12 protein-coding genes are annotated in these 14,678 nt (G+C 69.2%); 5 read left to right on the top strand and 7 right to left on the bottom strand.

Going from position 1 to position 14,678, the window contains the following annotated elements; all coding sequences use genetic code 11:
• Nucleotides 1-351: 351 nt before the first annotated feature.
• From DMC64_RS24700 to DMC64_RS24685, 4 genes are all read left to right on the top strand, one after another.
• A complete protein-coding gene (locus DMC64_RS24700) occupies nt 352-1,569 on the top strand; it encodes an ROK family transcriptional regulator (protein WP_125735467.1) in 1,218 nt (405 codons plus the stop codon).
• Nucleotides 1,570-1,848: 279 nt separating this feature from the next.
• On the top strand, nt 1,849-2,034 hold the full coding sequence (locus DMC64_RS24695; RefSeq protein WP_199755083.1) for a lasso RiPP family leader peptide-containing protein: 186 nt from the start codon (nt 1,849-1,851) through the stop codon (nt 2,032-2,034).
• A 6-nt stretch (nt 2,035-2,040) separates the two neighbouring features.
• Entirely contained in the window at nt 2,041-3,867 is a 1,827-nt protein-coding gene (locus tag DMC64_RS24690; protein WP_125735466.1) for an albusnodin/ikarugamycin family macrolactam cyclase, read from the top strand.
• Nucleotides 3,864-4,556, top strand: a complete 693-nt coding sequence (locus tag DMC64_RS24685; protein ID WP_125735465.1) for a lasso peptide biosynthesis B2 protein — start codon at nt 3,864-3,866, stop codon at nt 4,554-4,556. The genes DMC64_RS24690 and DMC64_RS24685 overlap by 4 nt, the downstream gene beginning before the upstream one ends.
• A gap of 51 nt (nt 4,557-4,607) precedes the next feature.
• On the opposite strand, the gene DMC64_RS42725 is transcribed toward DMC64_RS24685, so the two are convergent.
• The 3 genes from DMC64_RS42725 to DMC64_RS24675 all read right to left on the bottom strand — a co-directional run bounded on the left by DMC64_RS42725 (nt 4,608) and on the right by DMC64_RS24675 (nt 6,845).
• On the bottom strand, nt 4,608-4,748 hold the full coding sequence (locus DMC64_RS42725) for a hypothetical protein (protein WP_158634253.1): 141 nt from the start codon (nt 4,746-4,748) through the stop codon (nt 4,608-4,610).
• Nucleotides 4,749-5,274: 526 nt separating this feature from the next.
• Entirely contained in the window at nt 5,275-5,964 is a 690-nt protein-coding gene (locus DMC64_RS24680; RefSeq protein ID WP_125735464.1) for a dienelactone hydrolase family protein, read from the bottom strand.
• Nucleotides 5,961-6,845, bottom strand: a complete 885-nt coding sequence (locus DMC64_RS24675) for an arginase family protein (protein WP_125735463.1) — start codon at nt 6,843-6,845, stop codon at nt 5,961-5,963. The genes DMC64_RS24680 and DMC64_RS24675 overlap by 4 nt, the downstream gene beginning before the upstream one ends.
• Nucleotides 6,846-6,921: 76 nt before the next feature.
• Here DMC64_RS24675 and DMC64_RS24670 point away from each other — a divergent pair, with 76 nt between their 5' ends.
• The gene (locus tag DMC64_RS24670; protein WP_125735462.1) at nt 6,922-8,274 is read left to right on the top strand and encodes a TrpB-like pyridoxal phosphate-dependent enzyme; all 1,353 of its coding nucleotides are present in this window, start codon (nt 6,922-6,924) and stop codon (nt 8,272-8,274) included.
• Nucleotides 8,275-8,343: 69 nt separating this feature from the next.
• Here DMC64_RS24670 and DMC64_RS24665 read toward each other — a convergent pair whose 3' ends face one another.
• From DMC64_RS24665 to araD, 4 genes are all read right to left on the bottom strand, one after another.
• Nucleotides 8,344-9,558 (bottom strand): GGDEF domain-containing protein, encoded by a 1,215-nt coding sequence (locus tag DMC64_RS24665; protein ID WP_233629796.1) that lies wholly within the window; start codon nt 9,556-9,558, stop codon nt 8,344-8,346.
• Nucleotides 9,559-9,698: 140 nt separating this feature from the next.
• Nucleotides 9,699-10,910, bottom strand: coding sequence for an MFS transporter (locus tag DMC64_RS24660; protein ID WP_125735461.1), 1,212 nt, complete (start codon nt 10,908-10,910; stop codon nt 9,699-9,701).
• Nucleotides 10,911-10,995: 85 nt separating this feature from the next.
• On the bottom strand, nt 10,996-12,798 hold the full coding sequence (locus tag DMC64_RS24655) for a VanW family protein (protein ID WP_125735460.1): 1,803 nt from the start codon (nt 12,796-12,798) through the stop codon (nt 10,996-10,998).
• A gap of 149 nt (nt 12,799-12,947) precedes the next feature.
• Nucleotides 12,948-14,666, bottom strand: coding sequence for an L-arabinonate dehydratase (araD, locus tag DMC64_RS24650; RefSeq protein ID WP_125735459.1), 1,719 nt, complete (start codon nt 14,664-14,666; stop codon nt 12,948-12,950).
• Nucleotides 14,667-14,678: the final 12 nt, after the last annotated feature.

The raw sequence follows: 14,678 nt of genomic DNA, 5'->3' as shown, positions 1-14,678 counted from the left end.
GCACCGACATATTCCGCCGGTCGGCCGAGCCTGCCGGGCCGGTGCGCGGCGGGCCCCGCGCCGGGGAGGCACGAGCGGGGTCGACAGGGAGGCGGACGGAATTGAATCCGTTGTCGAATAAGCGGCTGGGCCATTCGGGTTGTGTTGGAACTCGACAGACTTTCGCACGCCTGCGACTGAAGTCGGGACTTTTCCGGCTCGATCATCCCTATTCGGCGCTTCGCCAACAAGGGATTTCGGCGAACTGGCCCGAATCGTTAAGAGCGGTCTCCTTAAACTTGAAGTCCTCTCTGTTAGCGTGCATTGCTTCGGCTTAACTTTTCGGGTCGCGCGACGGGGACGAGGGGTTCGATGCTTGAGGCGCGGGAACTGCTCGGTCCGACGAGTGGCACGAAGGAGCAGAACCGCCGGAAATTGATCATCGAAATCATGATCAAGGCGGATCAGCAGTCGCGTCTCGCGCAACGGCTCGGAGTTTCCGGGGCGTCGGTGTCCACTGCCGTCGCCGACCTGGCCGCGGAGGGAACGGTTGAGGTCGAAACCGGCCGCAAGGGCGGCGTCGTACGGTTGCCCGAGACCAGAGGGGTCGCGCTGGGCATAGATCTCGGGTTCCGGCGGGTGGCGGTCATCGCCCGGCCGGTGGACCGGGCGTTCGACTCGGTCGACCCGCAGATCGAGATCGAGGGGGCCAATCACGGATTTCCCCGGCTACTTCCCCAATTGGAGAGCATGATCCGGGCCGCCGTGCGCTCGACCGGGCAAGAGCTGGAGGACGTCGTCTCCGCGGGCCTGGCCGTGCCCAGGATGATCGACCCCCGCAGCGGCCGGTTCACCACTCCGGTCCTGCCGCCGTGGTCCGACGTCGACGACCCCGCCGCCAGTCTGGGCAGGCTGCTCGGAGTCCGGGTGGCGGTGGACAACGACGCCAACCTCGGCGCGATGGCCGAGCAGACCTACGGCCTGGACAAACCGTTGGAAACGGTGGTGTACATCAAAGCGTCCACGGGGGTGGGCGCGGGGATCATGATCGGCGACAAGCTGTTGCGCGGCGAGCGGGGGATGGCGGGCGAAATCGGCCACCTGACCATCGAGCGAGACGGTCAGGTCTGCCTGTGCGGTGGCCGCGGCTGCCTCGACACCCTCGTCGGCGCCGAAGCCCTGACCGGGCAGGTGCGCCGCGCGGGGCGGCGGGACTACCGGCCGCCCGACAGTCTTGGCCTGCTGATCGGCTTGGCGCAGCAGGGCGACGCGGCGTGCCGCCGGATCCTCAACGACGCCGGTCGGACGCTGGGGTTCGCGCTGGCCCAGCTGTGCAATCTGGTCAATCCCCGCCTGGTGGTGCTCGGTGGGGAGCTCGCCGGCGCGCAGGAAATCGTCATCGATCCCTGCCGTCAGGAACTGGAGCGCTTCGCCCTCGCCGGGACGGTCACGGACGGCACCCGGTTCGAGTTGCGGACCAGCGGGCTGAACGCGCTCGCCGAGGCGCACGGCGCGCTCATTCTGGGGCTGCGCGCCCGGCAGCAGGACCATCCCGGTGACGGTGCCTCGGGTGGCGTCGTTTCGAATTGAACAAAGGGAAGGTGCGCTTCCGGCGGCACGGTTGAATTCTGTCCGGGAAGTATGTCGATTAAGACGACTCACTCAGACGTGTGATTCTTGCCGGGGCCGCGAGCGCACTTCTTCCGGACCGCTCTGTCACGCTGGTCTTTCGCACCGGACTTCCCGTGGGGCCGACCAAGGCAGACAATCGACTCCCGTTACGATCCTGCCTTCCCTGGCGATTCGACAAGTCGGGGGATGCTTCTTCTCCTGTCGACCAGGAGACAGCCGGACTCGAAGGTGCTGATCATGAAACTGCTTGCCGTGCCACGTCCGTCGCCCGCGCGCGACGCCGCCGACGCGATGACGGAGCCACCCACGGATGAGGCGGGCTACGAGCCGCCTTTGCTCTTCGACCTCGGGCACGTGCGGGAGCTGACCCTGGGCAGCTCCTCCAGCGGCAGTGCCGACTCCAATTCACAGTATTACTGGTGATGCACCGTGAACGCCGACGTGCCAGGCCTGCTGGGTGCCGTTCCCGGACCCGCGCCGGCGACCGCCGGACTTCTCCGCGTACCCGCGGAACCGGTGTGGCCGGAAGAGCCCTCGTGGGCGTCGTTCGGGCGATGGCGGCCCCGCGAATTGCGCGCCGTGACCTGCCCGGGAGGGAAACTGGCGCTGGTCGGCCAGTGTTTCGCGACCGATGCGGAGATCCGCCGGGATTTCAGGCGTGCGCTCGAGAATGACCGGCTTGCCGAGGTCACCCGGTGGCCGGGCAGCTACCTGGCGGTGGTGATCCGGCCCGGCGACGTGACCGCGTTCGCCGATCTGGCGGGGCAGTACCCGCTCTACTTCCACACGACACCGGAACGGACCGTGCTCGGTACGAGGGCGCGAGTCACCGCGCGAGCCGCCGGGCTGCCGATGGAACCGGACGTGACCGCGCTGGCCGCCGAGATGTTCTGCCCGGGCGTTCCCCTCCCGACCGGAAACCGCTCCGTCTACCGGGGGCTCGGTCGGCTGGCCGGTGGCCAGGCCATCCGAGCCGGACGTGACGGCCGGTGCAGGACATGGACCTACGAGACACTCGCGCCGGACCGGGACCGGTCGCCCGCGGACGCAGCGCTGGCGTTGCGAGTCGCCCTCGAAAACGCCGTCGGCGCGCGCGCCGCCCAGCCGTTGACCGCCGACTTCAGCGGTGGTTTCGATTCGACGTCGATAGCCTTCCTCGCCGCCCGGTACCGGGACGAACCACTGCCGGTGTTCACCTACCACCATCCGGACGCGCCGGCGGACGACCTGGCCCACGCGGAGCGCTATCTGCGGTTCGATCGGCGACTGCGTTCCACGGTGGTCACCGGCACCCCTTCTTCCCTTTCCTACCAAGGACTCGACATGGCCACCGCCACCGATCTCCCCGATCCCGGCGCGGTCACCCAGGTCCGGACGAGGTTGCGGTTGAGGCATGTCGCGGCCGAGGGCGGCGGGGTGCACCTCGGTGGCGAAGGGGCGGACGCGCTGCTCGTGGCGGCGCCCGGGTATCTGGGAGACCTCGCGAAGGAAGGGGCGTTGCGGCGGCTGGGGCGTGAATGCCGTCAGCTGGCCAGACAGCGCCGGGTCGCGCCCGCGCGGGTGCTGGCGCGATCCGCGGAGCTTTCGATGACCTCGCTCGGCCGGGCGCTGCGCCTGCTGGCGAAACGCTTCGAGAGGCCATCGGAACGAAACATCGAGTGGCTCGACGCGATCGCCTGGTGGCCGGCTCCCGGCACCGAGACCACTTGGCTGTCCCCGTCCATGCGGCTGGGACTGGCCGAACTGGCGCGGGTGGGTGCGGGTGAACTCGCGCCTCCGGACGGAGCGGGCGTCGGCGACCGCATGGCGGTGGCGGAGGTCCGGGCCTCCGGAGCGGTCCAGCGTCAGCTGGACGAACGTGCGCGACCGTGGGGGGTGTGGCCGCAGGCGCCGTTCTTGGACAACGACGTCATCCGGGCCTGTCTTTCCCTGCCCGCCCATCGGCGTGCCGATCCGACGACCACCAAACCCCTGCTTCGCCGGGCCCTCTCCGGTCTCGTCCCCGACGCGGTCTTTTCCCGGAATACCAAGGGGAACTACACCGGCGAGGACTACAAGGGGATACGGCTGGCCTCGGCGGAACTGAGTGCCCGGGTGTCCCGCACGAGGCTCGCGGACCTCGGTGTGATCGAGCCGGCCAAGGTGAAAACGGTCTTCTCGCGTGCCGAAGCGGGCCTTCAGGCGCCGTTTCCCGCGCTCAACCGGTTGCTCGCGGCGGACTTGTGGCTACGAGGGCTGGAGAGGGGTGAGGTATGACCGGGGCTTCGAAGGTGGTCCATCTCGAAGGCGCGGCCCACGAGGGGGGTGTGGTGCTGAACCTGCGCAATGGCCGCTGGTACGCGCTCAACTCCACCGCCACCTTGCTGTGCCGTGAACTCCGCACCGGCGGGCTCGAAACCGCGGTCCGCGCCATCGGTGATCGCTATCCGGCGGTGGACGAACACCGCGTCCGCCGGGACGCGGGCGAACTGCTCAAGACGCTCGCCGATCGGGATCTGGTCGTGTTCGAACCTCCGGTGATCACGGAGGCGGGCGCCGCCGGTCCGCCGATCGTCGCCCGCTCCGGGACGCGCCGTTACCGGCTCCGCGCCGGGCTGGCGGTGGCGGTCGCGGTGATCATGCTGAGCCTGCCGTTTCGCTGGACCCTGTGGGTCGCGTCCGTTCTGCGTGCCCGCGACGTCTCCGAGGCGACGACGGAAGAAGCGGTGGCGATGGTGGCGATGGTGGCCACGGTCGCGGAGCGGTACCCGTGCCGGGCCGCCTGCCTGGAGCAGTCACTGGCCGCGGTGCTCACGGCGGCCTTGTCACGCCGGAGGCTCCGCTGGGTCATGGGGGTCGCCGAAGATCCGTATCGATTCCACGCCTGGGTGGAGGCTCGCGGCGTACCGGTTCTTCCATCGGAGGAACCCGACTTCTCCGAATATCGCCGGGTGCTGAGCCGGTGAACGCGGAAAAGGCGACCGCGCCGGACCGCGATCGCCTTTCCGTGCCACCGCTCAGTGGAGCGGCAACGTGATCAACTCACCCAATTCGTAAGACGGTACGAGAAAGATCACCACGACGATGATGATCAACCAGCGGACCGTGCGGAAGGACGGTGCGGCGCAACGACCTTCCAGTGTGAAACGGAACTTCATTCCTTCACCTCACCCGAATAATCACCCGCCCCGCCCATGTCTGCCGTGCCGGAGCGGGGATGACTTCGAGTCTTACACGCTTTACGGAGTCGGGTCCCCTTGCTTTCGCGGCATTGATCGCACGTTCCGCACGAAACGGTTTTCGGCTTGAGTGCCGATTCCCGTCAAATGTGCCTGGGATCGTTTTCGAAAAGAAGACCGATCATCGAAAAGAACGCGTGCCCGGCCTGAATTGAAGGAGGGGGCGGGTTTCGACGGTCGGTGCGCCGTCTTCGGTCGATTCAGGCCGCGGCTCGCCGGTCGTGGCGATCGACGAGCCGCGGCCACGCTCAACGCGGTCCCGGAATCCGCGCCTGGCGAACCCCGGCCCCTCCGGGCGGCGGTCCGCCCGACGATTTGAACGTCGTCCGAGCCGTTCGGGTGCGGGGAAGATAATCCCGAAGCCGGGTTCCGGTTGCCGGAACCCGGCGCGCGATCGAGCCGGACCGCGGTAACGGTCCGGGCAAATCACCCGTTCGGGCTAGGTTCAGGCCGGGTAGGTCCGCCCCAAGAACTCCAACGTCAGCGCCCAGGCGGCCGCGGCCGGCTCCGGCTGATGGAACATCGGCGCCACGTGGTTGTGGAACGCGTGCCCCGCGCCCTCGTGGATGTGGATCTCCGCGCCGTCGTGGGAGGCGACGGCGTCGGCAAGGCGACTCACCCCCTCGGCGGGGATGTAGGGGTCCGCGCCGCCGAACTGGAACTGGATCGGGCAAGTGATCTTGTCCAGCAAGGGAAGTTGCTCGGGAACGCGGGAGCCGTAGTACGAGACCGCGACGTCCGGGTCGCCTTCGGCTGCGGCCGCGTAGGCCATCGAGCCGCCGAGGCAGAAGCCGAAGACGCCCGCGCGGCCGCCGGTTTCGGGCAGCGCGCGCAGTGTCGCCAGGGTCGCGAGCACGTCGGTGACGGCGCTCGCCGGGTCCAACTGGCCGGCGACCGCCATCGAAGCCGAGACACCGGCTTCGTCGTGCGTGGCCGACCAGCCGGGGGAGATCTGCCAGAACAGTTCGGGCACCGCGACGACGTAGCCGAGGGTGGCCAGGTCGGCGGCGACCGACTTGAGGTAGTCGTCGAGACCGAAGATCTCCTGGATCAGCACCAGCCCCGGGCCGGAGCCGGATTCGGGCAGCCAGAGCGGGGCGTCGAACGAGCCGTCGGCGACGGTCACCTTGGTCATCGGGGTCCTTCCAGTGCGCGTACGAGGCAGTCCGTCACGAGGGCGGCCTGCGTGCCGTCGGGGTCGAGGTCGGGATCGAAGATGGTCAGCTCCAGCCCGGCGGCGCCGGGGATCGCGAGCAGACCCCGGAGTAGCTCGACGAGCTTGTCCGGGCTGAGCCCGCCGGGGTCGGGACTGTCCACGGCGGACACGAATTCCGGGTCGAGGGTGTCGATGTCGATGTGGATCCAGAAACCGTCCAGTGGCGCGAAAATCTCCCGGGCGGCGGCGAGCGCGCCGTCGGTGCCGGACGCCATGATCTCCTGGCTGGTCACGATCCGGAGCCCGGCGTCCCGTGCCTCGGCGGACTCCTCCGCGCGCACGCCGAGCACGAGGACGTCCTCGTCGCGGACATAGGGCTTCATACCGTCCACATCGGCCAGTTCGGGTTGGCCGCGACCGGTGACGACGGCGAGAGCCTCGCCGCCCACGTTGGCGACGTAGTCGGAATTGCCGAGATGCCGGAAGTCGTCGTGCCCGTCGAAGTAGACGATGCCGTAGCGGCCTTCGCGACGCAGCGTCAGCATCGCGGCGAGCGCGATCGAGCAGTCGCCGCCGAGGACCACCGGGAAGCCGTCGTCCGCGCGGATCTTCGCGAGACGTGCGGCGAGGGCCTCGGTGTAGGCCGCGATCCCGGCCGCGTTCCGCACACCGCCATCGGGTGACCAGGCGGGCAGATAGCGCGGCGGGGTGACGACGCCGCCGTCGGCCGCCCCCAACCGGGTGAGCAGGCCGTGGTCACGCAGCGCGCCCGGTGCCTTGTAACAGCCGGGGACCACGCCTTCGGCGGGCGGGCGCAGCCCGAGATTGGACGGTGCGTCGAGCAGTACGAGATTCCCCATGGTCACACCGTAGTAGCGATGTCTGGTGCCGCGCCGTCCGTCCCTTTAGGTTGATGGGACGGACGGAGGAGGCTCAATGGCGGAGCGGACCAAATACATCCTCGACGAAGCGGACATGCCGACCAGGTGGTACAACGTCGTCCCGGATCTGCCGGAGCCGCCGCCACCGCCCTTGCATCCCGGCACCCGCGAGCCGGTCGGCCCGGACGATCTCGCGCCGCTGTTCCCGCAGGCGCTCATCGCCCAGGAGGTCAGCACCGAGCGGTACATCGACATCCCGGAAGAGGTCCTCGACGTCTACCGGCTCTGGCGTCCGTCGCCGTTGTTCCGGGCGAGGCGGCTGGAGAAGGCGCTCGGCACGCCCGCCCGCATCTACTACAAGTACGAGGGTGTCAGCCCGGTCGGCTCGCACAAGCCCAACACCGCCGTACCGCAGGCGTTCTACAACGCGGCGGAGGGCGTCACCAGGCTGACCACCGAGACCGGCGCCGGCCAGTGGGGGAGCGCGCTCGCGTTCGCCTCAGCCACCTTCGGGCTCGAGTGCGAGGTGTGGCAGGTCCGCGCTTCCTACGACCAGAAGCCGTATCGCAAGCTGATGATGGAGACGTTCGGCGCGACGGTGCACCCGAGCCCGTCCGAACTGACCGAATCCGGCCGCGCGATCCTGGCCGCCGATCCGGATTCGACCGGCAGCCTCGGCATCGCGATCAGCGAGGCGGTCGAGCAGGCGGCGCAGGCGGAGAACACCCGCTACGCGCTCGGCAGCGTGCTCAACCATGTGCTGCTGCACCAGACGATCATCGGCGAAGAGGCGCTCAAGCAGTTCGAGCTGGCCGGGGACACCCCGGACGTCCTCGTCGGCTGCACCGGCGGTGGATCCAACTTCGGCGGACTCGCCTTCCCGTTCCTGCGCGAGAAACTCGCGGGCCGGATGGACCCGGTCATCCGCGCGGTCGAACCGGCGGCCTGCCCGACGCTCACCCGCGGGAAGTACGCGTACGACTTCGGGGACACCGCGGGGTTGACGCCGTTGCTGAAGATGCACACGCTCGGTCACGACTTCATCCCCGACCCCATCCACGCCGGTGGCCTGCGCTATCACGGGATGTCCCCGCTGATCTCGCATATCTACGAACTCGGGCTGATCGACGCGATCGCCATCGGGCAGGAGGACTGCTTCGCCGCGGGCGTGCGGTTCGCGCGCACGGAGGGCATCATCCCCGCGCCGGAGCCGACGCACGCGCTCGCCGCGTGTATCCAGGAAGCGTTGCGGTGCAAGGAAACCGGGGAGGAGAAGGTGATCCTGACCGCGCTGTGCGGGCACGCGCACCTCGACCTCCCGGCGTACGGCGCGTACCTGGCGGGGAACATCTCCGATCACGCGCTCCCGGATGAGGCCCTCGAGAAGTCCCTCGCCGGCCTCCCCTGAGCGCGTTTAGTCCTCTGGATGCGGTACTTGCGCACGCAAGTACCGCATCCAGAGGACGAAACGCGGGGGTCAGCCGGTCACCTGGTAGCCCGAAGTCCGGTTCCGCCCGGTGTTCTTGGCCTCGTACAGCGCCCGGTCCGCGACGGCGATCACCGTGTCCAGATCGGCGACGCCCGGCCGGTCGGCGAGCCCGATCGACACGGTGACGTGCTCGGGCAGGTCATCGGCGCGCGACGCCACGCTCGACCGGATCCGTTCCGCGATCGCGTGGGCGTGCACGGCGGGCGTGCCGGGCAGCAGGACGACGAACTCCTCGCCACCGAAGCGCCCGACCAGATCCGTGCCGCGCACCTCGGTACGCAGCGTTTCCGCGATCGCCGCCAGATACCGGTCGCCGACCAGATGCCCGTGCCGGTCGTTGATCAGTTTGAACCGGTCGACGTCGACCATCAGCAGGCTGGTGTGCCGTCCCGCGCGCCGCGCGCGGTCGAGTTCGTCGGTCGCGGCCTCGCGCCACGCCTTCGCGTTGAGCAGCCCGGTCTTGGCGTCGCTGCGTGCCTGCCGTTTCAGTTGCCGCAGCAGGACACCGCGATGCAGCACCAGCGTGATCCCGACGACCAGCAGCAGCACCACCGGCCAGTCCCGCAGCGCCCACGCGACGATGACGCCGAGCGCGATCGTCGCCGCTTCGAGCGCGTACTCGAACGGCTTCGCCAGGGCGTCCCGCAGGCGTTCGTGCGGCGTGCCGTAGTACACCGCGATCGTCATCAGCACGGTGTTGACCAGCAGGAAGACCCCGCCCGCCGCGACAACCGAGCCGAACGACGACGCGTCGCGGGGGAGCACGTCGAACGGCACCGCGTACCGGGACAGGTAAGCGGCCGCCGCGAACCCCGAGAGCACGGTCGCCGAGGTGGAGAACACCCGGCGGAACAACGGGTTCGGTTGCCCGCGGAACCAGCGGTAGAAGAACGACACGGCGATGACCAGCGCGGCGAGCGCCGGATGCACCAGCAGCACGGCGGCGAAGGTCCACACGCTGTCGAGGGAGATGTGCGGCGTACCGGCGAACCGTTCCCGCACCCGCTCCACCGGACGCGACAATTCCGTGTACAGCACCGAGCTGAGGATCAGGATCGCGAAGGGGAGCGCGTCGCCCTCGGTGAAGGGGACGCGGAGAAAAGACCAGGCGGATCCGGCGATCGCCGCGACGTCCACCAGGAGGACGAAGCCGATCAAACCACGGTTGGGTAGCCGCCACAGCGCCCAATTCGTTAGCGCCACGGAGACGAACGTAATCGGTTGGATACTAGGTGTCACTACGCTGTATGGGTAGGCGTGGGTGCACCACGCGTGACCGGAACGGGGAAGCGGAGGGGGTGAGCCCTATGCGCGGGCAGAACTGGTGAGTACCGGGTTCCGGTCTAAAGGGGGTGCGGTGGGGCCACGTGGCGCCAAGCCCGGGTGGCCGGAACAGCCACTACGAGACCGGCGAGTGCGATGACCGAGACCGTCGTCGCCGGTGAACCGAGCACGCCGACGAGCAGGCCGCCGGCGATCAGCCCGATTCCCTGCACGGCGATGAGCCCCGACCCGGCGAGGCCGAAGGCCTGGCCTCGTTCGGTGTCGGGTACCAGCCGCATGAACGTGGTGCTCGCGGTGACCTGGTAGGCCGCGCACATCCCGGACAGCACGAGCAGTCCGGCGGCGTAGGGGAGCGACGGCCGGAACCAGAACGCCGCGAGCGGCACGATCGCGCCGAGCGCCAGCGCGCCGACCAGGCGCAACCGGATCTCGGGCCGCACGAGGCGGCCCAGCGCGAACACCCCGAGCACGATCCCCGCGGGATGCGCCGCGAGCAGCAGGCCCGCGGTCACCGCCCCGCCGCCGATCTCCGCGGCGTACGGCACGGCGAGCCCTTCCGGCACGATCACGAAACCCGCCAGCCACGCCAGGCCGACCAGCGCGCGCAACCGGCGGTCACGCCAGATCGTCCGGGCGCCCGCCGAAAGCCGCCGCAGGGTCGACGTCGCGGGGCCTTCGGCGCCCGTCGCGGGCCGCGCCCGCACACCCAGCCGCAGGACGACCGCCGAGACGGCGAACGTCACCGCGTCCAGCGCCAGCCCGCGGCCCGGCCCGATCGCGGCGATCACCGCGCCACCCAGCGCGAATCCGGCCAGCTGGCCGATCTGGTTGGTGATCTTCAGCAGGGACTGGCCGAGCACGTAGGAATCCCCGCTGAGCACCGACGGGAGGACCGCGGCCTGCGCGGCGGTGAACGGCGCGTTGGCCAGCTGCACCACCACCAGCACGGCGGCGAGCACGGGCAACGGGATACCGGGCACGGCGAGCACCGCGACCAGGAGCGCGCGGACGACGTCGGAGCAGACCATCACCGCGCGGCGCGGGTACCGGTCGGCCAGGCCACCGAGCAACGGCCCGCCGATCAGATCGGGGAGGTAGGTGAGGGCGTACGTCAGCGCGGGCCACGTCGCCGAGCCGGTGCGCTGGAACACCAGCACCGACAGGGCGACCCTGGCCACCTGGTCGCCGAGGATGGACTGGAGTTCCGCGAACCAGATCGCGCGCAGTTCACCGACCGCGAGGATCTGCCGGAAGGTCGCCTTGGCTTCCACGAGGTGACCACCCCCGCCCGGTCGAGTGAGTCACTCAGCGTACCGCTCCGGACGCGGGTGGTGAACCCTAAAAGCGCGTGAAGCGCTACTCCGTGCCGCAGGTGATCTTCGGCTGCGGGTTGTAGTGCACGTTCCGGGTGTGGCGCCGGATCTCGCGGCCGGTCGCGGCGTCCTTGATGACCCGCGTGTCCGACGTGGTGAAACCGGGCGCGCCGTTGCTGGGCTTGCAGTTCTCGGCGGGGCCGGGTTTCGTCGGCGGGTCGGACGGGTTGGTGCGGCCGCCCGGGATCGACTCGACGGTGTACTTCTTGGTGCCCCACAGCCGGATCGTGATGTCCGACGGCGTCCAGATGGTCTGGATCGCGACGCCGGTGTCCCCGTCGTTGGTGAACTTCAGGTCGATCACGCTGCCGCCGTTGTGGTTCTGGAACACGGTCGCCTCGCGGGCGGCCGGGTAACGGCTGATGTAGTAGCTGTGTTCCTTGTGCTCGGTGTCCTTCATGCCGGCGAAGTACGACGCGTTGTACAGCGTGGTCGCGAACTGCGAGATCCCGCCGCCGACCTCGCGGCCGGGTGCGCCGTCCTTGATGACGCCGGCCTCGACGTAGCCCTGCGCGGCACCGCGCGGCCCGGTGAACCCGTTGAGGCTGAACGTCTCGTTCGGCTTCACGATGGCGCCGTTGACCTTCTGCGCGACGACCCGGATGTTCGTCCCCGAGTCCGGCGCGAAGCCGCCGGTCTTGAACTCGCTGACGACCTCCTTGATGCCGAGCTGGTTCGCCTGCTCGGTGGTCACCTTGGCCGGGGTCTTCTTGTAGGTCACCGGCAGCTCGCGCGGCGCGGCGCGCTTGAGCACGTCGAGCACCGGCTTGAGGCTGGGTTCCCAGTCGACGACGTTGGCGTCCTCGGACGGCTGGACGGTCGGCTTGCCGCCTTCGAAGACGATCTGCGCGTCCTTGCCCTCCTTCTCGGTGGACTTCAGCTGCGGACCCGCGGCCTCGATGATCTTGTTGTTGTCCACCTTCGGGTTCAGCACGCCGCCGTCGACGGGCTCGAAGGTCAGCGCGCCCGCGATGTCCTCGGGTTTGACGACGGCGTCCTTGCCCTCGCCCTTGATGACCATCGGCGCCGAAACGGCGGGCTTCGCGATCTGCTCGAGGGCGGCGTGGACGGCCTCCGGCGAGACCTTGACCGGCGTCTGGGTGACCGCGAGGTTCAGCTGCTCGCCACTGGCCCAGCGCTCCAGGATGGTCTTCTTGGCGGCTTCGAGGTCGAGCTTCTGCCCGGTCTTCGGCTCGACGGCGACCGGCTTGGCCTCCTCGAAGCGCACGGTGCCTTCGACGGGGTCGCGGTCGACCTTGTCGCGCAGGTTCTCCAGCGCGCCGGTGAGCTTGGCGTCGTCGGTCTGGGTGACGACGCCGACCTCTGTGGTCGAGAAGAACGACGCGATCCGCGTGAACGGGTTCAGCGGCTGGTCGCCCGCCTGGTCCAGGGTGGCGGGCCAGTCGAGGCGGAGGCCGGCGTTGTTCGGCGCCAGCGACTCCTCGGCATCGCCCGCGACGATCTTCACCGGCCGGGTCAGCCGCGGTTCGATGCCGCCCCGGAGCTCCTTCTCGGCCGCGGTGCGGTCCATCCCGCCGACGTCGACCCCGGCGACGGTGACGCCGCGGGGGACGCTGCCCTGGGAGACCAGCACGTCGAGGGCGTACGCGACGACCAGGAGGCCGAACACGCCGCCGCCGATGAAGGCGGCCTTGCGATAGCTGCGACGGCGTTTCGGTGGCGTGGGCTCCTGCGGCGTGGCAGACTCCGCGAACCCGGGCGTGACGACCGGGAGAATGTCCGTCTGCTCAGCGTGGGACTCGGGCCAGCGCGGTTCCTGCGGCAACTCTCCACCCTCCACGGTCCGGCGAGTGCCGGGCTTCGTGATCGAACATCCGGGCTTCCACACGTTCCGGACGTAGGTTCAAGATACGGGGCGCGTTTTGTGGGCCTGCAACTCGCCCGGTTGGGTGAGCGGGTCACTCCGTCGGGTGGTCACTGGGCGTCAGGTTCCGGGTTTTCGCCCACCCGTGCGAGAAAATCGAAGTCACAGCCTTCATCAGCTTGCGTGATGTGTTCGGCGTACAACGCGCCGTAACCCCGTTCGTACCGCGGGGCGGGCGTGGTCCACTCCGCCCGGCGACGTTGCAATTCCGCATCATCGACGTCGAGGCTCAGCCGTCGCGAAGGGACGTCCAAGGTGATCGGGTCGCCGTCGCGGACGAGCGCTAGCGGACCGCCCACATGGGACTCCGGTGCGACGTGCAGCACGCAGGCGCCGTAGCTGGTGCCGCTCATCCGGGCGTCGGACACGCGCACCATGTCGCGGACCCCCTTGGCCAGCAGGTGATCCGGCAGCGGCAGCATCCCGTACTCGGGCATGCCGGGGCCGCCGAGCGGGCCGGATCCGCGCAGCACCAGCACCGAATCCTCGGTGATGCCGAGCGACGGGTCGTTGATGCGCTTCTTCAAGTCCCGGTAGTCGTCGAAGACCACGGCGGGTCCAGTGTGGACGAGCAGCCGCGGTTCGGCGGCGATGTGCTTGATCACCGCGCCCGACGGCGCGAGATTCCCGCGCAGCACCGCGACTCCTCCTTCGGTGGCGACGGGATTTTCACGCGTGCGGATGACGTCGTCGTCGTGCACCCGCGCCGAAGCCAGGTTCTCGCCGAGGGTCCGGCCGGTGACCGTGACGCGATCGGTGTGCAGCAGGTCGGTCAGCCGGGAGAGCAGACCGGGAAGCCCGCCGGCGTAGTAGAAGTCCTCCATCAGCCAGTCGCCGCCGGGACGGATGTTCGCCAGCACCGGGACCCGGCGCGCGATCGCGTCGAAATCGTCGACGGACAACGGGATCCGCCCGCGTCCGGCCATCGCGATCAGGTGGATGACGGCATTGGTGGAGCCGCCGAGCGCCAGCACGGTGGTGATCGCGTCGGCGTACGCGCGCTCGTCGAGGATCTTCGTGATGGTGAGGTCCTCCCACACCATCTCGACGGCCCGCGCGCCACTCGCCGCGGCCATCCGGTGGTGCGCCGAATCGACGGCGGGGATCGACGCCGCGCCGGGCAAGGTCAGGCCGAGCACTTCGGCGACCGACATCATCGTGGACGCGGTCCCCATCGTCATACAGGTTCCGGGAGAACGGGCCAGTCCACGCTCCAATTCGGACAGTTCCGCGTCGCCGATCAGCCCGGCCCGCTTGTCGTCCCAGTACTTCCACATGTCGGTGCCGCTGCCGAGCACCTCGTTCCGCCAGTGCCCGCGCAGCATCGGCCCGGCCGGCACGAAGATCGCGGGCAGTCCCGCGCTCGTCGCGCCCATCAGCAACGCGGGTGTCGTCTTGTCGCAGCCGCCCATGAGCACCGCGCCGTCGATCGGGTAGGACCGCAGGATCTCTTCGGTCTCCAGGGAAAGCAGGTTGCGGTAGAGCATCGGTGTCGGCTTCTGGAACGTCTCGGACAGCGTCGCGACCGGGAACTCCAGCGGGAATCCGCCCGCCTGCCACACCCCGCGTTTGACCTGTTCGGCCCGCTCGCGCAGATGCATGTGGCAGGGGTTGATGTCGCTCCAGGTGTTGAGGATCGCGATGACGGGCTTCCCGAGGTGCTCCTCCGGGTTGTAGCCGAGTTGCCTGCTCCGGGCCCGATGGCTGAAGCCGCGCAGTCCGTCGCCGCCGAACCAGCGGTGGCTGCGGAGTTCCTCAGGGTTCCTCATGACCGCGAGTAT

The sequence above is a fragment of the Amycolatopsis sp. WAC 04197 genome, from assembly GCF_003947475.1.
Lineage (GTDB): Bacteria > Actinomycetota > Actinomycetes > Mycobacteriales > Pseudonocardiaceae > Amycolatopsis > Amycolatopsis japonica.
This window is presented reverse-complemented; position numbering and strand designations above follow the sequence as displayed.

Bases quoted from the DNA above. Each gene is read 5' to 3' on its own strand.
- DMC64_RS24675 (WP_125735463.1), bottom strand. From the start codon at position 6,845: ATGGGGAATCTCGTACTGCTCGACGCACCGTCCAATCTCGGGCTGCGC.
- araD (WP_125735459.1), bottom strand. From the start codon at position 14,666: ATGAGGAACCCTGAGGAACTCCGCAGCCACCGCTGGTTCGGCGGCGAC.
- DMC64_RS24670 (WP_125735462.1), top strand. From the start codon at position 6,922: ATGGCGGAGCGGACCAAATACATCCTCGACGAAGCGGACATGCCGACC.
- DMC64_RS24685 (WP_125735465.1), top strand. From the start codon at position 3,864: ATGACCGGGGCTTCGAAGGTGGTCCATCTCGAAGGCGCGGCCCACGAG.
- DMC64_RS24700 (WP_125735467.1), top strand. From the start codon at position 352: ATGCTTGAGGCGCGGGAACTGCTCGGTCCGACGAGTGGCACGAAGGAG.
- DMC64_RS42725 (WP_158634253.1), bottom strand. From the start codon at position 4,748: ATGAAGTTCCGTTTCACACTGGAAGGTCGTTGCGCCGCACCGTCCTTC.
- DMC64_RS24680 (WP_125735464.1), bottom strand. From the start codon at position 5,964: ATGACCAAGGTGACCGTCGCCGACGGCTCGTTCGACGCCCCGCTCTGG.
- DMC64_RS24695 (WP_199755083.1), top strand. From the start codon at position 1,849: ATGAAACTGCTTGCCGTGCCACGTCCGTCGCCCGCGCGCGACGCCGCC.